The organism is Prauserella aidingensis (assembly GCF_024171865.1).
In the GTDB taxonomy this organism is placed as follows: domain Bacteria; phylum Actinomycetota; class Actinomycetes; order Mycobacteriales; family Pseudonocardiaceae; genus Prauserella; species Prauserella aidingensis.
This window is the reverse complement of sequence record NZ_JAMTCN010000023.1, coordinates 1-20385: the sequence shown is the minus strand read 5'-3', so window position 1 is coordinate 20385 and position 20385 is coordinate 1. Positions and strand designations below refer to the sequence as shown.

Genomic DNA, 20385 nt, shown 5'->3' with positions numbered 1-20385 from the left:
ATTCACCGGGCCAGCCGATCTCGCCGGATCATGATCCCGCCCGTGCAGTCACGAGTCCAGCGATTCCGGTACGCCCGGAGAACCTGACGTCACGCCACGTCGCCGACGCCCTCCTGCTTGCGGATCAGCCGCCACGCCGCGCCCCGGGCACTGCGGTTCAGCGACTCCTTGAACGTCCGGTCGTGGCTGTGGAAATACTGATTTCCGAGACCCGCGATGGTGTCGATGTGGTCGGCCATCTTGTCCTCGAAGACGTCGTCGAAAACCGCGCCGAAGTTCTCCTCGGTGTTGTTGACCGCGGCCAGTCGGACCTTCTCGTCCCCGACGGTCTCGTTGAACGGCCGCGCCACGTCCTCCTCGGTGAACTCGGTGCCGTGCCGGTCGTTGAACCGTTCGATGAGTTCCGACAGCAGCGACTTGTCCTGCTCCTGACCAGCACCAGTGCCGTCGCCGAAGCCGGGCAGTTCCGCGGTGCCCTCCGGGGTGAGACCGAGGTCGTGTTCCCCGGTCTTTTCCACCCGCAGGTGGCTGAGGTCGACCTCGCCGATGTCGACGCCGCCGTCCTTGCCGACGGGCAGCCGGTTGAGCATGTGCCGGCCGAACAGGTACAGCCGTTCCAGTTCGGCGTCCTTGTACGGCACGATCTGCGACAGGAACCCGTATTTGCGGATGAAGTCGCTGAGGTCGGAGCGGAACTGCTCGGCGACCTCGGATAGGTGCTCGTCGGCCAGCAGGGCGTCGTAGCGGGCGACGGCCGGTTCGATGTGCCGGTACAGCTCGGCGTGCAGCTTGGCCCACTTGGCCTCGTTGCCGGCCGCAATCTGTTCGGCCGCCAGGAACGCGCGGGCGAACTCGGTCATCTCCGCGTCGACGAGGATCTGCGCCGACAGCACCTTGCTCTGCGCGTTGAACAGCAGGTTGGGGTCCGACGGCAGCGTCGAGGCGTCCTCGAAGTACGGCCGAAACGCCTCCTGGATGGCATCGGCGTCGTTGAGGAAGTCGAGCACCGCCAGGTCGGCCTGTGTCTTGCGGTCGGCGGTGCGGTTGAGGCGCGACAGCGTCTGCACCGCCGAAATCCCGCCGAGCTTCTTGTTCACGTACATCGTCGTGAGCAGCGGCTGGTCGAATCCGGTCTGGTACTTCTCCGCCACGACCAGGATGCGGTACTCGGGCTGTCCCGCCCCGCCGCCCCGGGTGGTGACGTCGTCGGCGCGGGTGTAGGCGAACGCCTTCGGGAGCGCACCTTCGGGCACGCCACCGTTCTCCTGCGATTCGGTGATCTCTTCGCCCTCGTAGGTCAGCGAGCCGGAGAAGGCGACGAGCACCCCGATGTCGCCGCGGAGTGTTCCCTGCTCGCGCAGGCCTGCGATGTATTTCTTGATGGCCCGCGACATCTGCACCGCGCTCTGCCGGGAGGAGGTGACGACCATCGCCTTGGCGCGCCCGCCGAGCCGTCCGAACGTGTGGGCCTGGAAGTGGTCGACGACCACCTGCGCGTGCTGGGTGACGGTCGATGGGTGCATCACCGCGGCGCGGGCGAGTTCCTGGTTGGCCTTGGCCGGGTCGACCTCGCGGTCGTCGGGGTTGTTGCTGATCAGCTTCCAGTAGGTGTCGTAGGTGACGTAGTTGCGCAGCGGGTCGAGGATGAAGCCCTCTTCGACGGCTTGGCGCATCGAGTAGGTGTGGAACGGCACGAAAGCGGGCTTGCCGTCGCGTTCGTCGAGGACGCCGAAATACTCGAGGGTCTTGGCCTTCGGGGTGGCGGTGAAGGCGAAGTACGACAGGTTGGGGTTCTTCGCGCGTTCGGCAACCCGCTGTTTCAGACTGGACTCGACGTCGTCACTGTCGCCGGTGGCTTCGGTGGCGCCCGCGTCCCCGGAGTCGTCGTCGGCGTCGAGAGCGAGGCCGCGAAGCGCCTTGCGCACGTCACCTGCCGCGTCACCGGACTGGGACGAGTGGGCTTCGTCCACGATGATGGCGAACTTGGAGCCTTTGATCTCGGTCGGGTTCTGCCGCAGGTAGTCCAGCAGCGCCGGGAACGTCTGCAGCGTGACGGTGATGATCTTGCCCTGTTCGCTGGAGAGCCGTTTCGCGAGCTGTTCGGATTTCGAGCCCTGCTTCTCGTCGATCGCGACGACGGTGCCTGCGGTCTGTTCGAAGCTGCCGACGGTGGCGCGCAGCTGCGCGTCGAGGTTGCGGCGGTCGGTGATGATGAGGACCTTGTCGAACACCGGCGTGCCCGGTGTGAGGCCCTGCTCCCGTGCTTCGGGGTCGAGTTCGGCCGGATCGGTGGGCGTGTGCAGGGACGAGAGCCGGTAGGCGAGCCACGCGATGGTGTTGGATTTGCCGGAGCCGGCGGAGGCCATGACGAGGTAGTCGTTGCCGGTGCCGTGGCGAGCGGCGTGAGCAGTGATCTTTTTGACGGCGTCCCACTGGTGGTAGCGCGGGAAGATCAGCGACTTTTTGAGCCGCCCGTTGACGCCTTTGTCGCGGTGTTCGTGGACGAACCGTTCGAGGATGTCGAGCCAGTTGTCGCGTTGCCACACCTGTTCCCACAGGTAGGACGTGCGGTATTTGGTCGGTGCCGCCGGGGGCGGGTTGCCGGCGCCGCCGGGGTTGCCGGGTCCGTTGGAGCCGGTGTTGAAGGGCAGGAAGCGGGTGCGTTCGCCGCGGAGTTCGGTGGCGACGAATACGAGGTCGGGGTCGACGGCGAAGTTGGCGACGGAGCGTTTGGCGAAGATGAGTTCGCTGGGGTCGCGTTCGTGCCGGTACTGGTGTTTGGCGTGTTCGACGCCTTGGCCGGTGAGGGGGTTTTTCAGTTCGGCGGTGGCGACGGGGATGCCGTTGACGAACAGTGCCAGGTCGAGCCGGTTGTCCCGGTCGGCCTGTTTGGCGGCGTAGGCGAGTTCGCGGACGACGGTGAGCCGGTTCTTGCGGTAGTCGTCGAGCGCGGAGTTGGAGGCGACCAGGGACGGCTTGAAGTAGGCGAGGCGGATGCGCACGCCGCGGTCTTTGACACCTTTGCGGAGCACGTCGAGCACGCCGTCGGTGTCGATGGCCTTGGCGACGCGCTGCGCGAATCCGCGTTGTGCCTCGTTGGCGTCGCCGCCGTAGTAGGTGAGCAGCTCGTCCCATTCGGCCTGCTGGGTGTCCCCGATGAACGCGAGCATCTGGCCGACGTCCAGGCCGAGCGCAGGGTCGTAGTCGGCGGCGCTGCCCAGCTCCCAGCCGTGCTCCAACATGGAGTCGACGATCGCCGTGCCGAACACGGCCTCATGATGAATCGGCATCGGCTACTCCTCGACCCCTCGACCGCTCGCAGCGGACACATCGAACTCCCCAGTAACAGCAGCGGTGATCAGCGCTTGCCGGCGTTCGGAGAGCAACTCGCGTTGGCGCTTCACCTTGTCGGATAGTGCGTCAAGGCGACGGTTCTGGTTCCTAATCGACTTAACAATCTTGCGCTGCTCGTCAACCGACGGCAACGGAATTCTCAGCATCTGTAGGTCTGGCACATAGATCGTCTTGTGCGTCGACCCCATCGCGAGGCGCCCAAGGAGGTCCGGTCGCATCGCACGGAGGCACCACAGAAGAAAATACGGGTCCAAGCGCGGGCCGCACGTCCAGGTCACGATGTCTTGACTGGTGGCCATATCGAGTCCCATAACACCGGAATATCCTGCGGACGCCGCTGTACGGCACAGGAAGACGGTGCCCTTCGGATGAAGTTCAGCAGCGGAGTTCTTCAGGCCAATATCACTGATTTTCTCTCGGGTATCAATAAGCTCCTCGAGCCGATCGTCGCGGAGCTGACTGACTTCACCGGTCGTAACCCAGGGAATCGTGCAATCCACCCACCACTCGGGGCGATTACGACTCGGGGTGTGCCCACTTCCCATCTGCGCAACGAGGCCAAGCCGAACTTCCGACCAGGTCTCGGGCACGCTTCTCAGCCAGGCCAACGTCGACGGCCGACAGGGCATCTCGTCACCGCCAGCGACCAGATGCACAACTCCTGCACGCCTCCGCTCCGCGAATAGGTCCAGCTCCTTGCTCAAAGCAGAGATAAATTTGTCGATGCGGACGGTCTCAGCGTCGAGGAAATCGGCGATACGGCGCTGCTCCTCCAGTGGAGGAAGCTCCATCGGGAGCGCTCGCACTCGATCAGCGCTAATATGAAATATGTTTGCCCCTGTGGCAATAGAGGCAAACAATCCACTACCAAAGGCCGATCTAGCCCACCATTCAAGGAATCGTCCATCCGTAACACCCGAACGCGGCCGCATGCGCAAAAGCGTATTTTGGTAACATACAACGCCGTCGAGTTCCCCGCGCCAGACCGCCGAAGCCCCAACTGAACCGAGGCTACCGCTTCCTTCGGAGACCAGCACATCGCCAGGTTTGAGTGAAAAGACCTGCTGTTCCCCCGGAGAGAAATTCATGTTCTTGACGTCGCTGAGGTCGAGCGCACCGTCTTTGACATTCGCTGCGCGCAGATACGGAACCATGTGCGGGCCGGCGTCGTGCTGGGGAGCGCGTTGACGCCCAAGGCTGACTTCCGCAGCCGCGCGAACGTTCGTCACGCGACTCATTCCGTCACCTCGCCCAGCAGGTTCTGGATCTCAGCTTCGAGGGCCTTCAGCTCGGCGTCGATCTCCGACAGTGGCCTCGGAGGTTCGTAGACGTAGAAGTGGCGGGTGAAGGGGATCTCGTAGCCGATCTTCGTCTTGGTGTGGTCGATCCACGCGTCGGAGACGTGCGGCAGGACCTCGCGCTTCAGGTACTCCTCGACGTCCTCGTCGAGGGGCACGTTCTCGAAGTCGCGCAGCTCGGCGTCGGGCTCGGGCTTGTCCTTGACGGTCTGAACCTCGCCCTCGGGATCGCGCACCCCGACAGCGTCGCGCAGGGCCTTGGCGAACGGCGCGCCGGTCGGCCAGCTCAGGCCCGCACCCGTGACGGCCTCCCGCATCGCCGTGACGGCTTCGTCCTTCGCCCACCACGTCGTGCCCAGCAACGGTCGCAGCGCGGCGACGAACTCCTCCGGCGCGTCGAGCTTCTGCACCGGCTTCGCCTCGCCCAACGCGGCCAGGGTGTTCTCGCTGATCTCGAACTTCAGCTTCAACGGCCGCTCCACGGTGATGCGGCGATAGCCGAAGTCCTCGTTGTTGAAGACCTTCACCTTGGAGTGCTGCGGGTGACTCTCATCCTTCGCCGCGTCGAACGCTTCGGCATAGAGCCGGCTGATGTCGGCGATCTGGTCCTTGTCGACGTACTTGCGCTTGTCCCCGAGCGACTTGCGCATCTTCTGCCACTGGTCCCGCGCGTCCAGCAACACCACCTTGCCCCGGTATTCCGGGCTCTTGCGGTTGCTGAGAATCCAGAAGTACGTCGAGATGCCCGTGTTGTAGAACAGCTGGTCCGGCAGCGCCACGATGCCTTCGAGCCAGTCGTTCTCCAGGATGTGCTGGCGGATCTGTGACTCACCGGATCCGGCGGCCCCGGTGAACAGCGGTGAGCCGTTGAAGACGATCGCCACGCGGCCGCCACCCTGCTCGGCGGGCTTCATCTTCGACAGCATGTGCTGCAGGAACAGCAGCGACCCGTCGTTGATCCGCGGCAGCGCAGGCCAGAACCGGCTGTTCTCGCCGAGCCGCTCCAGGTCGTCCTCGACGTCCTCCTTGACCTTCTTCCACTCCACCCCGAACGGCGGATTCGCCAGCAGGTAGTCGAACGTGGCGCCGCGGTGGCCGTCGTCGCTGAACGAGTTGCCGAACTTGATGTTGTCCGGGTCCTGGTCCTTGATCATCAGGTCGGACCGGCAGATCGCCCACGACTCGGGGTTGAGCTCCTGCCCGTACACGTCGACCGTCGCGTCCGGGTTCATCCGCGTGATGTGTTCGTAGGCCGAGCTCAACATGCCGCCCGTGCCGCACGCCGGGTCCAGCACTTTGCGGACAACGCCCGGCTTGCTCAGGGCATCGTCATCGGGCGCGATGAGCAGGTTGACCATGAGCTCAATTACCTCGCGCGGCGTGAAGTGCTCACCCGCCGTCTCGTTCGACTGCTCGGCGAACCTCCGGATCAGCTCCTCGAAGATGTAGCCCATCTGGTGGTTGTCGACCACCTCGGGCCGCAGATCCAGATCGGCGAACGTGCTCGTCACCTGGTAGAGGAGGTTGGCGTTGTCGAGCTTCTTGATCTGCTCGGCGAACTCGTAACGCTCCAGCACCTCGTAGGCGTTCGGGGAGAAGCCGCCGATGTACTCGGTGAGGTTGCGCGCGACGTGCGAGGAGTCCGCCGTGATCGACTTCAGCCTGAGCTGCGTCGTGTTGTAGAAGCGATGCCCCGACGCCTTTCGGAGGAACCGGTCAACGTCGATGTCCCGGTCGCGGTACTTGTCGACCGTCTCCGCGACCTTCTCCCGCGTCGGCTCCAGCACACACTCGAGCCGGCGCAACACCGTGAACGGCAGGATCACCTTCCCGTAGTCGGACTGCTTGTAGTCACCGCGCAGCAGATCCGCGACGGACCAGGCGTGATTCGCCAGCTCGGTGTGCTTGTTGGTGTTCAACGACGTTCCCCTCGGTCTTCCTTGATGATGGACTTCTGTGGTGGTGAACGCTGGGCTCGCTTCCGTGCCGGACCGGCAGCGGCAGGCGTCAGGGCCCGACCGCCGGTGCCAGTGGTTCGTCGTCCGGGGGCAGCAGGGCCCCGCTGGTCAGGCCGCGCGCCCACTGGCCGGCCAACTCGCGCGCGATCGTCGCTGCGAGGTCCGCCGCCGAGTTCAGCGCACGCACCCGGCGGAACGTGTGCCCGTAGTCGCGTTGCCGTTCCAGGGGCATCAGCGGCACGCGCAACCGTTTCACATCGAGTCGCCGCACCGACGTCCCCGTGGTGGCGCCGTGGACGTTGTGCTCGGCGGCCAGGAATCCCGCCAGGAACTCGGAGTCGAGCCGGTCCGGATCCGGGCGCAGCAGGAACAGGTGCGGCCCGAGCACACTCCCCGCGTCGTGCTCACCGGCGACGCGCGCCGTGACCGGGCCGGTGTGGTGCAACGTCTCCGGCAGCACCACGTCTCCCGGCTCGACCGGCACCAGCTTGTCGACCGGCTTGTCTGTCAGCGAACCCGACGGCGGTTCCCCGGTGCGGACGTCGTGGCGGGTCAGCACAGCGGGTTCGTCGACCCCGGGCGTTGCCGCTTTCCGCGCCGGTGTGACGCGGTACAGCGTGAGCGCGCCGCCACGCAGTAGGTCGGCGACGGTGGCCGTCCGCCACTCGGCCGGTTCCGGCCCGGCCGGCTGCCACAACCGGCCATCGCCGAGCCCGGTGAGAGCGTCGCCGGCGCGCCGCAACCGCTCACGCAACTCGTGAGCCACCGCGTCGTGCCGCTCCGGTTCGACGACGTGCTCGGCCCACACGTGCCGCTGCGGGGTGAGGTCGACCGTGTCGTCGAGCAGGTCGACGACCGAGCGCGTGCCGCTCCGTCCCGGCTCCGAGTCGACGTTTTCGGGGTCTTCGCGGAACGCCCGCCACACCGGCAGTACTCGCTCCGACACGGCGTCCCAGTCGATCTCCCGGACACGCCCCGGCTGGTCCGAGCGCCCTGGCTGCTCCGAACGTCCCGGCTGATCCGAGGCGTCAACGAACAGCACCGGCTTCGGCTCGCTGTCCGGCGGCGGTGTCAGCACCCACAGCTGCAGGCTGACGTGCAGCGGCGGCGCGGCACCCTGCGGCAGCGCGATGACCGCCCGCAACGCACCCGTGCGGACGAGTTCGGCGCGGATGCGGCGGCCGCCGGAGCGTTCCGCCGCGCCGGGTGGCATGAGGACCACGGCCGTACCGTGCTCGCTCAGGTGCGCGAGGCAGTGCTGCACCCAGGCCAGTTCGGACTCCGAACGCTGTGGGAAGCCGTACACCCAGCGCGGGTCGTAGGCGAGGTCGTCGTGGCCCCAGTCGCGCAGGCCGAACGGCGGGTTGCACACCACCGCATCGGCCCGCTCGTCGGGAAAGGCGTCCGCAACGAGGCTGTTGCCGTGACACACCCGAGCGTCCGGCGCGGCAAGCTCGGCGCGCACCCGCGCCAACGCCGCCTGATCGTTCACGATCTCCTGACCGAGTACCTCCGCGGCACCGGCTCGCGCCGCGGAGGAGAGGAGGCCGCCACCACCGCAGGCCGGGTCCAACGTCCGGGCGAGGCGACCGGGCAGGGCGACCATGAGGTCGGCCAGGCCCTGCGGGGTCGAATACGTCCCTGTGGAAGTCGTGTCCGTCAGGGGTTCCGCGAGGATCTGCAACGCCGTCTCGGCGGCACCTTCTCCTGGGCCGCGTGCCTCGTGGCCGCGTGCCGCGCAGCACCGCACCAATGCATGCGCCGCCAAGTCGGGTGCGTGGTGCTCGCCTACTACCGTGGCCAATTCCGCGGCGAACTCTTCGTCCGGCAGGTCCGCCAGTTTCACGAGCCTGTCCGGGGGAAGCTGCGCCAGCGGCGACACCAGTGGCAGCAACTGCCGCGCCAGCAGCCGACTGTCGTTCGCGCCTTGCAGCGCGAGTCGCAGTTCTGCCTCGGGGGTCGACTCCGGCAGCTGCCCACGCTCGGCGAGCCACGCGCGAACCGTGTCGAGGTCGTACGTCGGACTCGTGTCCGTACCCCCGACGGCCACCGGGAAGTCCGGGTGACGCCGCCGCCAGTTGCTCACCGTCGCACGCGTAACCCCGGCCAGCCGAGAGATCTCGGCTGCGGTGATCTGCGTGATCGAATCGGTCATCGCGGCGTCCTGTCGTCAACGGCCGGGCGGGATAAACACACCATAGACCGTGAACGGTCGTAACACAAGTTCACACGCCGATCTTGTTTTGACAGAGTTTTCAGCCACTTGCCGATGTGTGGTTGTTACCTCAGGTGCCGCACGTCGGCACCTGTCTCCCTTGTCGTCGGGACCGTCGTCAGGAAGGCAGGTGGTCGTTACGGGACGCACCGAGGCGATACTCGAGCGTTACCGATGCTGCTGCGCAGCCGTGACAACAGGTGGCGCTCGCGGTGTGCCGACCGGGTTCAGTCGGCGTCGACCCACGGGATACCGGTCGGCCGTCGTCCCGTGCGGATGAACTCGCCCACCCCCGCAAGCATGTCCTCGAACACCGACCAGGAACTTGTCGACGTTGGGGACGTCGGCTACATGGAAGGGGAAGCTCACTCGGAGACTGCACGCGTGCGTCGCTGTGTCGGTTACGATCCCACAGCTAGTCCGGTAGCGGGCATGACCAGGCCGGTTGCACCGGGTCGTCGAGCCACACCGTCTGCGTCTCGGGTGTCACGGTCAGTCCGAACCGTTCCCACGACGGCTGTCCGAAATCCCACCACAACGCGTATGCCCGCTCCACCTCGTCCCACAGGCGATGCGGACCGGACTGCTCGCACTGCCAAGCCCCGCCCTCCCCATCCAGCGACTCCTCCCCATCCAGCAACACGGTGGCGCGAGAGCCGTCCGGCGATGTGAACAGCGTCGCCGTCGGCGTGTACCGCTCGTCCAGGGTAAACCCATAGGTCGTGCCCTCCGGCAAGCTCAGAGACGCGAGGAACCACGGCACGGACTTCTCCCATGCCTTCGGCGGCACCCGGGTAACTCCGGTAACCGCGGAGAGCGAGTTCGTGTTCACCGGTGTCGTCGGTGGCTCGACGCGGCTCGGATGACGCATCGACATGAAGGCCGCATAGCCGCCGTCGAATCGGCCCTCGGCGGCGTACCCGTCGTGCTGCAGCAGCACGAGATTCCCCGCCGCCGTGCCGATCTTGAGGTCGACCAGGATCAGCCCGCCCTCACGCACCTGCTGCACCCACGCGTACGGGACGCTCGACACCGCCACTGTCGCCTCAATGCGGTCATAGGGCGCGCCAACGGGAAGGCCGAGTACCCCGTCGCGCGTATCCAGCGTCGGGGAAAACCCCACGGTAGCCAGGCGACGCCGTGCGGCATCGACGTAGTCGATGTCGATGCTGTAGACGTTGTCATCGCCGAGTACAGAGCACAGGATGGCTGCGTTGTACCCGGTTCCGGTCCCGATCTCCAGCACTCGATCGCCGGGGTGGATGTCCAGTATCTCCAGCATTCGGGCCATCAAGCCCGGCATGGATGACGACGACACGCCACGCCCGTGCTCATCGACGTCAGTGAACAGGGCGCGGTTGGCATACACCGCGTCCAGCCCCTCGGGACTGTCGGTGCTCACCGCGGTCCATGTGCCGCCGTCCTGCTGGTAGTACTCCGGCACGAACACGTGGCGCGGCACGCCGCGGAACGCCTCCTGCCACTGCGGCGAGCGGAGCTTGCCCGCCTCGGTCAACTCGTCCACGAGCCGTGCGGCGCGTGTTGTCCAGTCACTCAAAGGTGGCTCCAGCAGCGAGTAGGTTGGCGAGCTTGCCGGTCAGGCTCACTCCGTCGACGTGATGTTCTAGCCATCCGTACTGGCCGGTCGGGTTGACCTCCAGAAACGTCCACCGACCATCGGGACCGACCACGAAATCCAGCGCCCCGTAGACCAGGTCCAGCTCGCCCATCAACCGGTCCACGCCAGTAGACACCGCCTGAGGGACGTCGACCAGTTCGTAGCTGAGGCTGTCGTAGTCGGCGCGGAAGTCGATGTACGACTCCGGACTTCCAGCGTGGATGGCGTAGGCCGTCAGGCTGCAGCCGATGACGATCAGCCGCACCTCGTAGGCCTTCTCCACCCACCGCTGGAACAGGTGCGTGGTGGTCTCGACCCCACGCAGGTCGGCCACGTCGGCGTCGTCGACCTCGCGCGTCCGGGCAACCTTGCGCGCACCCTCCTCGACGATCATGCCCGCACCGATCATCTTCGTCACCGTCCGGCCCTGCGCGACGAACTCGCGAACCTCGTCGGCATCGTTGGTGATCAGCGTTTCCGGTACGTCCAGCCCGGCCCGGCGTGCCGCGGCCAGCTGCACCGGCTTGTAGGCCGCGTCGGCCAACCTCGCCGGGTGGTTCACCCACATCGCAGGCAGCGTGGACAACACCCCGCCGAGCCCGTATTTGGCCTCCATGTTGGCGTGATGACGCTCCACCGGCGACAGGTCATCGGGAAACTCGTACGCCCCTGGCTGCCGGTACCAGACCGCGCCCACCTCGGACAGGTCCACCGTGCGGTGCGGCGTGCGCAACGTCCCGGACCACGACGCCCCCGCCAGCCCAGCGTTCACGCCGAGCTGGCGGGGGAACCACGCCGTGTCGATCCGGTGCACCTCGACCTCACGCTCGGATAGTGCCCGCACCATCGCGTCGGCACTCGGGTCGTGCTCCCCGGTAAGGATCAGGACCGACATCAGGTCGAGTACGGGTTGTCCGGCGTGAAGTCGTACGTCCAGTCCTCACTCGGCCCTTCATCGCCATCGTTGCTGGAAACCGAGTTCGCCGTCGGTTCGGCCAGAACCGGTACCCCCTCGCGAGTCACCGCCACCTGGCGAATCGGGTCGTAGTCCGACTGTCCGCCCGCCGACACCGGCCCGGCCACCGGCTGCACCGAGCGCAGATTCCACGGCCGCACCCCGGCCTCCGACGGCTGGTCCTCGCCCGGCGCACAGTACGCACGGGCCAACGGGAACTGCGCCGAATGGGACGCCACCGGATCGTCGGCGAAACCGTCCACAGGCAACACTGCGGTCATATACGAACACTCCTCTCCAACGGAACTTCACCACCACCGCGCACTGCGCGGAACTCTCCACGAACTCATGTCGTACGCGCTAGATGCGGTCGGTGCAGCGCAGCCATCTCGGCCCCACCCGTCGGCCACGGAAAGCACTGCATACATCGCGCACGTTCGCGTACGACGGCGCACGCCGGTGGCACGCACACCGCGCCACACCGGGCCTGGCCCAAGCCCCGCAATGCCGCCACGCCGACCCGCTCGACCCAGTGGAGCGTGTCGTGGCTGAACACACCTGGCCACGCCTCATCGGGCATCGACCGGCCACTCCAGCACCGCCTGGATTACCGCCGTTACCGGGCCAATCTGGGTTCTCACCGCCCGCGGCAACGCCTCACCCTCGGTCCAGCCCTGCACCTGGTCCCGCGACCACCGGTGCGCCCGCGCCAGCCGTGCCACCCACCGGACCGTCTCCGTCCGCCGCGGCCAGTCCACCGTCAACATGTCCCTGTGCCCCGGCAGCTCCCGTGCGAACACCCGCACCGTGTCCAGCTGCTCGTGCAGGCGGAACCCGGCCTCCTTCGCCCGTGTCCACCCACTCCAGCGCCCGCCGGTCCAGGCCCTCACCTCGGTCATCCCCACGCCTTCCTGGATAGACGGCAGGGCCTGCACCGATCGGGGTTTCGACACAGACCCTGCCGTCCACGGCTGGCCTCGGCGTTCGCGCCAGGCACAGCTCGCACGCCATTCCCGTCGGGTTGGAGACCGCTGCAACTGCGCCGGCGCGAACGACACGCCGCACAACGCCGTGACCCGATTCGGCGGCACCACCGTGTCCGGCAGGCGGAACACATGACTCACCTGTTGGCGCAGCCCAACAATTCCCGGCAGAGGCCGGGCCAACAACATCCCGTCGCTCACGCGCCGACCTCCATACCACGACGGCCCACCAACCGGCGCACAAGACCTGGCCGGACACCGCGCCCGCAGTGCGGCACCGGAACAACGGGCGCCAACACCGCGGCACACCCGCGGCACACGGGTCCGTTCGGCACGATCGCCGCCGACATCTCGACCACGTGCCCACACACCGCCACGCACCGCCCACCGCTGGCACGCCCTGCCGCGAACGCTTCGTCCTCCACCGCGTGATCGCGGCCGTCAACCGCGCACCGGAACCACGTGGTGTAGATCTTCGACCTCGCAGCGTCGCGCGGCGCGGCGTCGGTCGGAGTCATCGCATGTGTCATATCGACCGCGTTTCTCCTGGTCATGAACAACAACACGACCAGCACACCAACTCGTGCCGCCGGGAGGCAGTGGCCACGCCGTGGCCGCGGGGCGCCACACCGCCACACGGTCGACTTCTAGGGTGGGGGCATGACGATTCGCGCGGTGTTCTTCGACGTCGGAGAAGTGCTCGTGGACGAGACCACCGAGTACGGCACCTGGGCCGACTGGCTCGGCGTTCCGCGGCACACGTTCTCGGCCGTGTTCGGCGCGGTGATCGCCCGCGGACTCGACTACCGCGAAGCGTTCCAGGTGTTCCGGCCCGGATTCGACCTCGAAACCGAACGACGTCGCCGCGCCGAGGCCGGGCAGCCCGAAACCTTCACCGACGACGACCTCCACCCCGACACACGCCCCTGCCTCGCCGCACTCCGCGACCAGGGTCTGACCGTCGGCGTCGCCGGCAACCAAACAGCCCGCGCCGAGTCGATCCTCCGCTCACTCGACCTGCCGATCGATGTTCTCGGCACGTCCGACAGCTGGGGCGCCACGAAACCGTCGACCGCGTTCTTCGAACGTGTCATCGCCGAAGCCAGCGTTCCGGCCGAGCACATCCTCTACGTCGGCGACCGCCTCGACAACGACATCCGCCCCGCCATCGAACTGCGCATCAACACCGCCGTCATCCGCCGCGGACCGTGGGGACACATCCTGCGCGGCGACACGGCCACGACCATTCTCGGCTCCGACGTCGAAGCGTCCTGCCTCTTCCAGCTGGACAGCCTCGCCCCGCTGGCCGACCTCGTCGCGACGCACAACACGCAGACGACGACTACCTAGTCGACCGCCACAGCAGGCAGCCGCAACGCACGCGTCCGTTCGACGAGCTCGACGCCAGCCGGCGTGCCCGCCAACGCCTGCTGCACAGCGGGAATCCGCTCGACGGCCGCGCCGTACGGGCGGTCGCTCAACATGTCGCACGCTCGATGTGCGAACGACGCGGCATGCACGGCGTCCGTCGGCGCGTGTGCTGCCGCCAGATCGAGCAGGACGACCGCACGCTGCTTGTCCGCCTGCGGATCCAATTGGGCAAGCGACCGGTCCAGCCACCGTGCCGCCACCTCGTGTCGCCCGGCGAGCAGCTCCGCGTTGCCAGCGAACGACGCCAGGCGCGCCGGGCTGAAGAAGTCCAGCCAGTCCGGATCCGTGCCGTTGGTGCCCAGGGCGTGCTCAGCCTGGCGAATCCGCTCCCGCGACGACTCACCCTGACCGGTGCGGGCATGCACCTCGGCCGTGACGCAGTGCAGCCACGCCCGCAGGTTCGGACCGCCGCCGAACCGTGCGTGCGCCTGCGCGACGTCCAAGTGGCGCTGCGCGGCGACGCCGTCGCCCGCGAACCCCGGCACGAACGCACGGTGCGCCGCGATCGCCGCCGCCAGCGCGTGATCGCCCGCGTAGTCGACGGTCGATTCGGCCTGCTCGAAGCACCGCGTCGCCACCGTCGGGTTCCCGAGGTCGAAGAACGCGATCCGCGCCGCAAGCAACGCCGTTTCGGCGACCGCTGCCGCGAGCGGGTCGTCACCCTCGCGACTGGTGGTCGTCTGGCCCAGCAGCGTCAACCCGAGTCGGAGGTGTCCGAGCGCGGCATCCCACATGGTCTCCGCCAGCGTGGTCCAGTACAGCGCACGCTGCGCTGCGGTGGCGTTGGCATACGACTCGACCGCCCGGGGATCGCGCGCATGTCCGCGGCTGTGCCGTGCCGCGTCCGCCTCGCCGACGCCCACCGAGGCAAGCAGGGGCGACAGGCCCACGGCCACGGCTGCGCGGAGAAACTGCTGGCGGCCGAACCCGGTGCCCTCGCTCATCAGCAACCTCCTCAGCTCCGCACTCACCATCGCATCCAGCACCCCGCCCGGAACTGTGACCTCCTGCGGTTGGAACTCGCGCTCCTCCGAGGTCAACAGTCCGAGCTCGCTGGCGGGGAGGTCGAAGATCAGAACGAGGTGCTTGCGAAAGCGAGGCTCTGGCCACCGCTCGCCCGACTCCCAGCGGCGCACCGTGTGCGCGGTCAGCCCAGATTCGCCGTCGCCGTGGGCGCGCATGCTCTCAGCGATCTGGTTGACCAGTTCGTCGCGGCTCCACCCACGCTGCAGCCGCTCCCATGTCAGCCGCTTGTTCGGCGGATGTCGACGACTACCGCCATCGGCCATGTCTGCTCACCCCACGCAAAACCCGGTACACCACCGGTGACGGTATACGCAGCACTGACCGACCGGCCAGACATCGCAGCGACTGGCCACTCAGTGGCCACTACATCCCGAGCCGCAGCACCTCCGGCGGGAACGCCAGCACGTGCATGAGACCGACCTGCGACGACGCGCCCACGATCTCGCCGTTCTCCATCTTCTCCCGCACCGACGACAGCGGGAGCCACGCGATCTTCTCCGCCTCGTTGATGTCCGTTGGGTCGCCGACGTACTCCGCACCGAGCGACACGTACAGCCGGTTGTCCGCATCCGCCGAACCCACCATCGGCTGGGTCGACAACAGCTTGCGCACGTCCCGAGGCCGCCAGCCGGTCTCCTCCTCGACTTCCCGCGCCGCCGTCACCGCCGGATCTTCGTTCGGGTCGACATAGCCGCCCGGCAACTCCCACACCCAGCGGTCGAGAATCCACCGGTGCCGCCACATCATCAACACATGATCACGCGCGTCGTCGAGCACGACCATCATCGCCGCCGCAGGCAACCTCAGTACGTACTGCTCGAATGTCACACCATCCGGCAACTCCACCGACGCGATCGACAACGTGAGTTTGCGCGTGTCATCGACCAGTCGCTCGCCATGAATGGTCCACTGCGTCAGCCCGTTCCCCACGGTCCGCACCGTACCCGGCACTCAAGACGGCGACGCCACAACTCGATAAGTGAATTTGGGGTGTCTCCGTGGAGCCCACCCTTCACCGTTCGAGGATGAGGACACGCGCACCTACCGGGTAAGAACACGGAACTCATGTGGTTGGCCGTTCACCGACGCCGCGAGATTCAGCCGGACGGCACAGTCCGGGATTACACGGGAGAGGAGCCCTCAACATGAAGCTGGTCGCGGCAGTACCGACGTTCCGCGACGGTGTCGTTGGCGGCGAAAGCCTGCCACTCGCCACCGACGACGACGTGACACGCCTCGTCGAGCTGTTGTCCCGTGATGACACCGACACCGCCAACATCCAGGGCACCGACGTCGCTCTCAGCGCCCACATCGCGCACGGCTACGGGTACCTGCTCTACGCCGGACCGGACGGCTACGTCGTCAGCGACGGCGACCCCACGTCGCCAGCGGTCGAGTCGGAAGGCGGGTTTCCCACTGGCAGCGGCGTTACGCTTGAGCGGTTCACCGAAGTGCTCCGGGAGTTCGCCCACACCGGCCGTCTCCCCGAAGCGGTGTCGTGGCGCGACGCCGCCGATGCCTGACTCCGGCGGCTACTACAGCGCCTCGGTCCCACCGCTCACCTTGCCTCCCGCGCGTTCTATGCCTCCCGCGACTACAGGTCAGCACCACTCCTGCAACCGGTAGGTAGCCTCCGAAACGTGGATCTGCTGCCGTTCGACGAGTACGTGCGCTCGTTGCCTCGCCGCCGCATGGCCGCTGGCGTGCTGTTTCATGACAGCTCCAGCCGGGTCCTCCTGGTCGAGCCGAGTTACAAGCGGCACTGGGATATACCGGGCGGCGTCGTCGATGCGGGCGAGTCGCCGTGGACCACAGCCCGACGCGAAGTACGCGAAGAAATCGGCCTGGACCGGCCGCTCGGCACACTTCTGGTGATCGACAGCATCTCCGATGACGGACGCATGCCCGAGGGGCTGGCCTTCGTGTGGGACGGAGGTCTGATCACCGACACAGACGTCGCGGCTCTCACCCTCACCGACCCGGAGATCACGTCAGCTGGGCTGTACACAATGCAGCAGACGATCGCCAAAGTGACACCACCCCTGGCCGCACGAATCGACACCGCATTACGCGCAAGTCAAACCGGAGAATTGACGTTGTGTGAAGACGGCAAGAGCATCAACGGCTAACCTCGCCAGTGGGCGCGCCGCAGCGCAGAGGGGGCTGAAGTGGCGACGGCGACCTCACGTCGCCAGCGGTCGAGTCGGAAGGCGGGTTTCCCACTGGCAGCGGCGTTGCGCTCGAGCGGTTCACCGAAGCGCTCCGGCAGTTCGCTCACACCGGCCGTCTCCCCCGAAGCGGTGACCTGGCGCGATGCCGCCGATGCCGAAGCTAGGCGAGCCGAAGTTCGTAAACAGCGCGGTGTCGTCCAGGACCCTTGTAGTCGGTGATCACCGAGATGCCGTTGCTGATGTGATCGCCTGCGATGTTGGCGAAGCCGAGCCGCGACCAGGCTCGGTGGGCGGAGGTGTTTTCAGGTTCGGACGTCAGATACAACCGTGTGCAGCCAAGGCGTAGCCCGACCTCCCGGACCGTGTTGAGCAGCGTGGTGATGACGCCACGGCGGCGATGTCCGGGATGGGTGACGACGTCTTGCATATAGACATCACCGGGATCGTTCTGGCTCCGGAAGGCGATGATCGCGCCCACGAGTTCGCCGCCCTCGACAGCGACTGGGCACGTGCCGGAGAACAGGTTGGCGTAGAGCCAGTAGTCGGACTCCGTGCGAGGACGGACGAAGGGGCTGCCGAGGTCCATCAGCGCGATGATGGCGGGAATATCGTGCACGTTCAGGGGTCGGGTTTCCATACTCGCCTTCCACTCGTTCCCTCGTGGCTTGCATGCTGCCGCAGAAGAGACGCACGAACCACAGCTGAGCTGACGGTCGATAAGATCGTCCGTCGTGCGGGCGGGCCCGCACGACGACTGGTGGGCAGCAAGGAATCGAACTCTCCCCGATGACCAACGTGACCTGCATCCGAATCGCCGGAGGCCAAGCGTGAGCGACCACGACCGTACTATCGCCGGCGTTGCGAAAACCGTCTCCGAAGTCCTGGCGAACAAGAAGTACGCCATCGACTACTACCAGCGCGACTACAAGTGGGAGCCGAAACAGCTCGCCGAACTGGTCACGGACCTGACTTCGAAGTTCCTGCAGCTCTACGACAAGGACCACGCCCGCCGGGACGTCGCAAAGTACCCGGGCTACTACCTCGGGGCGATCATCGTCTCCCAAAAGGGCAACCAGCGCTTCGTCGTCGACGGCCAACAACGGCTGACGAGTCTGACACTGGTGTTGACCTACCTCCGGCGACTCCAGCTCAACCGAGACACCACGGTCCCGATCGACGAGCTGATCTTCTCCGAGAGCTACGGCGAGAAGTCATTCAACCTCGACGTGCCCGACCGGAACGAGTGCATGCGCGCCTTGTACGAGGACGGCGAATACGACCCACCGTCCGACGCCGTCGAGTCGGTACGCACACTGATCAGCCGCTACCGAGAGATCGACGGGCTCTTCCCCGAAGAGCTCAAGGGCGATGCACTGCCCTACTTCATCGACTGGCTCAAAGACCGAGTGCAGCTGGTCCAGATCACCGCGTACAACGACGACGACGCGTACGCGATCTTCGAGACCATGAACGACCGCGGGTTGAAGCTCACTCCGGCCGACATGCTGAAGGGATACCTACTCGCCAACATCGACGAAGGTGCACCACGGGCCCACGCGAACGAACTGTGGCGCAAACACATGCGCAGGCTGGACGACACCACCGAGAGCGCCGGCTCCGACTTCCTGAAGACCTGGCTGCGTAGCCAGTACGCGATGTCGATCCGGGAACGAAGGAAGGATGCGCGCCCCGAAGACTGGGACCTCATCGGCACGGAGTTCCATCGGTGGCTGCGCAACAACCACCAACAGGTCGGGCTCACAACCAAGGAGGATTTCAGCCGGTTCATCACGCACGACCTGGACTTCTACGCTCGCCAGTACGAGCGGGTTCTCAAAGCCAGTTCAGGTCCTTTCGACCCGGTGAGCCCGCTTCGGTTCATCCGCTACAACGCGGATCATCGCTTCACGCTCCAGGACCAGCTTCTCCTGGCGCCCTTGCAGGTCACCGATGACCGATCCACGATCGATCTCAAGCTCGAACTCGTCGGACGGTTCGTCGACATCCTCCTCGCCCGACGCATCTGGAACTTCAGGGCGACCGACTACTCGACGATGCAGTACGCCATGTTCACCGTCATGCGGGATACACGCGGCCTGACCGCAGGCGACCTGGCGAAGTTCCTCCACGACTACCTGAGTCGTATGGCGGAAACCTTTGACAGCAACGACGACCTGTACGTTCACCAGCAGAATCGCGGCCAGCTGCACAAGGTGCTGGCGCGGATGACCGATTACATCACCGTCGCTTCCGGCCAAGCTTCCAACTACATCGAACTCACCAACGGCGCGTCGGTGAAGTACGAGGTCGAACACATCTGGGCCGACCGGCCTCAGCGGCACCGCGACGAGTTCAATCACGATGCGGACTTCAGCCGCCACCGCAATCGGATCGGCGGGCTTTTGCTCCTCCCGAAGCAGTTCAACGCCAGCTACAACGATGCCCCGTACGAAGATAAAGTCCCGCACTACTACGGACAGAACCTGTTGGCCGCGAGCCTCAGCCCGCTCTGCTACGAGAAGAACCCCGGTTTCCTGCACTTCACGCAGAGCCACGGCCTTCCGTTCAAAGCATACGAGGAGTTCAAAGCCGACGACATCATCGAACGCGGTGAGCTGTACCGGGCGATCGCCAAGAAGGTGTGGAACCCGGAAGACCTGCTCAGCGCCGTCGAGGACGCAGAGTGACCTGGTGAATCCGCGACCGGGAAACCCTCGGCTGGGTGCTGACGGCCCAGCGCATGGCCTTTCCCGCAGCGAACCGCGACGAGTACGCGCGCTGACCCCGAGCGACAACCCTTGCCGAACCGGTCAGCATCGCGGGCCGCGAATTCACCGCCGGGTGCACGGTGGAGTGGTGGCGCGCGAGGGCACGCCGCCAACCGAGTCAGCACGGCAACGTTCGCGCGACGCGGGACGCACTGCTCGCCGCACCGCTATTCCTGCCGCTCGTCCGCCGAACGGGCCGGTTCGACGAGCCGCCACGCGCGTTCGATCAGGTGCCGCACCTCGTCCGGCGTCGGACTCAGTTCGAACGCGTGGCGGTGGCAGTACCGGCTCAGAGCTCCTAACGCATTCGGTTTGGGAGTCGTCGCCAGGTGATGAGGCTGCAGGCGAGCGCGAGGAACCCGTGGTGGATGTCGGTGCGGCGTTCCCAGCGTTCGGCCAGGCGGCGGAACTGGTGCAGTAGTGCGAGGGTTTGCTCCACGACCCAGCGCACGGGTTGGTTGTTGTCACGGGTGCCTCGGCGGCTGATCAGCGGTCGAATCCGGCGCTGTCGCAACAGGTCTCGGTACTTGTCGTGGTCGTAGCCTCGGTCGGCCACCACGGCCTCGGGTGTGCGGCGTGGCCGGCCCCGGCGCCCGCGGATGAGCGGG

At 66.4% G+C, this 20385-nt stretch carries 17 protein-coding genes and 1 pseudogene; 5 read left to right on the top strand and 13 right to left on the bottom strand.

Features of this window, described 5'->3' with window-relative positions; genetic code table 11:
* Positions 1-89 precede the first annotated feature (89 nt).
* The 9 genes from LY13_RS19675 to LY13_RS19635 all read right to left on the bottom strand — a co-directional run bounded on the left by LY13_RS19675 (position 90) and on the right by LY13_RS19635 (position 12956).
* On the bottom strand, positions 90-3290 hold the full coding sequence (locus tag LY13_RS19675; protein WP_253830080.1) for a type I restriction endonuclease subunit R: 3201 nt from the start codon (positions 3288-3290) through the stop codon (positions 90-92).
* Between the two features lie 3 nt (positions 3291-3293).
* Entirely contained in the window at positions 3294-4592 is a 1299-nt protein-coding gene (locus LY13_RS19670; RefSeq protein ID WP_253830079.1) for a restriction endonuclease subunit S, read from the bottom strand.
* Positions 4589-6571 (bottom strand): type I restriction-modification system subunit M, encoded by a 1983-nt coding sequence (locus LY13_RS19665; protein ID WP_253830078.1) that lies wholly within the window; start codon positions 6569-6571, stop codon positions 4589-4591. The genes LY13_RS19670 and LY13_RS19665 overlap by 4 nt, the downstream gene beginning before the upstream one ends.
* 88 nt (positions 6572-6659) lie before the next feature.
* Positions 6660-8765, bottom strand: a complete 2106-nt coding sequence (locus tag LY13_RS19660) for an N-6 DNA methylase (RefSeq protein ID WP_253830077.1) — start codon at positions 8763-8765, stop codon at positions 6660-6662.
* 475 nt (positions 8766-9240) lie between these two features.
* Positions 9241-10350: a methyltransferase domain-containing protein gene (locus LY13_RS19655; protein ID WP_253830076.1), complete on the bottom strand. Its 1110-nt coding sequence runs from the start codon at positions 10348-10350 to the stop codon at positions 9241-9243.
* A gap of 25 nt (positions 10351-10375) precedes the next feature.
* Complete coding sequence (gene tgmB / locus LY13_RS19650) at positions 10376-11338, bottom strand: ATP-grasp ribosomal peptide maturase (RefSeq protein ID WP_253830075.1); 963 nt, start codon at positions 11336-11338, stop codon at positions 10376-10378.
* Positions 11338-11679, bottom strand: a complete 342-nt coding sequence (gene tgmA / locus LY13_RS19645) for a putative ATP-grasp-modified RiPP (RefSeq protein WP_253830074.1) — start codon at positions 11677-11679, stop codon at positions 11338-11340. The genes tgmB and tgmA overlap by 1 nt, the downstream gene beginning before the upstream one ends.
* Before the next feature lie 288 nt (positions 11680-11967).
* Positions 11968-12297, bottom strand: coding sequence for a hypothetical protein (locus tag LY13_RS19640; RefSeq protein WP_253830073.1), 330 nt, complete (start codon positions 12295-12297; stop codon positions 11968-11970).
* Positions 12298-12578: 281 nt separating this feature from the next.
* On the bottom strand, positions 12579-12956 hold the full coding sequence (locus tag LY13_RS19635; RefSeq protein ID WP_253830072.1) for a hypothetical protein: 378 nt from the start codon (positions 12954-12956) through the stop codon (positions 12579-12581).
* A gap of 85 nt (positions 12957-13041) precedes the next feature.
* Here LY13_RS19635 and LY13_RS19630 point away from each other — a divergent pair, with 85 nt between their 5' ends.
* A complete protein-coding gene (locus LY13_RS19630; RefSeq protein ID WP_253830071.1) occupies positions 13042-13731 on the top strand; it encodes an HAD family hydrolase in 690 nt (229 codons plus the stop codon).
* Here the strand turns inward: LY13_RS19630 and LY13_RS19625 are convergent.
* Both LY13_RS19625 and LY13_RS19620 read right to left on the bottom strand, forming a co-directional pair.
* On the bottom strand, positions 13728-15101 hold the full coding sequence (locus LY13_RS19625) for a helix-turn-helix domain-containing protein (protein WP_253830070.1): 1374 nt from the start codon (positions 15099-15101) through the stop codon (positions 13728-13730). The two genes, LY13_RS19630 and LY13_RS19625, sit on opposite strands and share 4 nt — an antisense overlap.
* A 100-nt stretch (positions 15102-15201) precedes the next feature.
* A complete protein-coding gene (locus LY13_RS19620; RefSeq protein ID WP_253830069.1) occupies positions 15202-15768 on the bottom strand; it encodes an NUDIX domain-containing protein in 567 nt (188 codons plus the stop codon).
* 215 nt (positions 15769-15983) lie between these two features.
* Here LY13_RS19620 and LY13_RS19615 point away from each other — a divergent pair, with 215 nt between their 5' ends.
* From LY13_RS19615 to LY13_RS26210, 3 genes and pseudogenes are all read left to right on the top strand, one after another.
* Positions 15984-16361, top strand: a complete 378-nt coding sequence (locus LY13_RS19615; protein WP_253830068.1) for an Imm1 family immunity protein — start codon at positions 15984-15986, stop codon at positions 16359-16361.
* Between the two features lie 117 nt (positions 16362-16478).
* Positions 16479-16967 (top strand): NUDIX domain-containing protein, encoded by a 489-nt coding sequence (locus tag LY13_RS19610; protein ID WP_253830067.1) that lies wholly within the window; start codon positions 16479-16481, stop codon positions 16965-16967.
* A gap of 89 nt (positions 16968-17056) precedes the next feature.
* Positions 17057-17173, top strand: a pseudogene (locus LY13_RS26210) (hypothetical protein); the annotation flags it as partial.
* Here the strand turns inward: LY13_RS26210 and LY13_RS19605 are convergent.
* Positions 17170-17646, bottom strand: coding sequence for a GNAT family N-acetyltransferase (locus LY13_RS19605; protein ID WP_253830066.1), 477 nt, complete (start codon positions 17644-17646; stop codon positions 17170-17172). The pseudogene LY13_RS26210 and the gene LY13_RS19605 sit on opposite strands and share 4 nt — an antisense overlap.
* A gap of 190 nt (positions 17647-17836) precedes the next feature.
* Here LY13_RS19605 and LY13_RS19600 point away from each other — a divergent pair, with 190 nt between their 5' ends.
* Entirely contained in the window at positions 17837-19696 is a 1860-nt protein-coding gene (locus tag LY13_RS19600; RefSeq protein ID WP_253830065.1) for a DUF262 domain-containing protein, read from the top strand.
* Positions 19697-20075: 379 nt separating this feature from the next.
* On the opposite strand, the gene LY13_RS19595 is transcribed toward LY13_RS19600, so the two are convergent.
* A partial coding sequence (locus LY13_RS19595) for a transposase (protein ID WP_253830064.1) occupies positions 20076-20385 on the bottom strand: 310 nt, incomplete at its 5' end.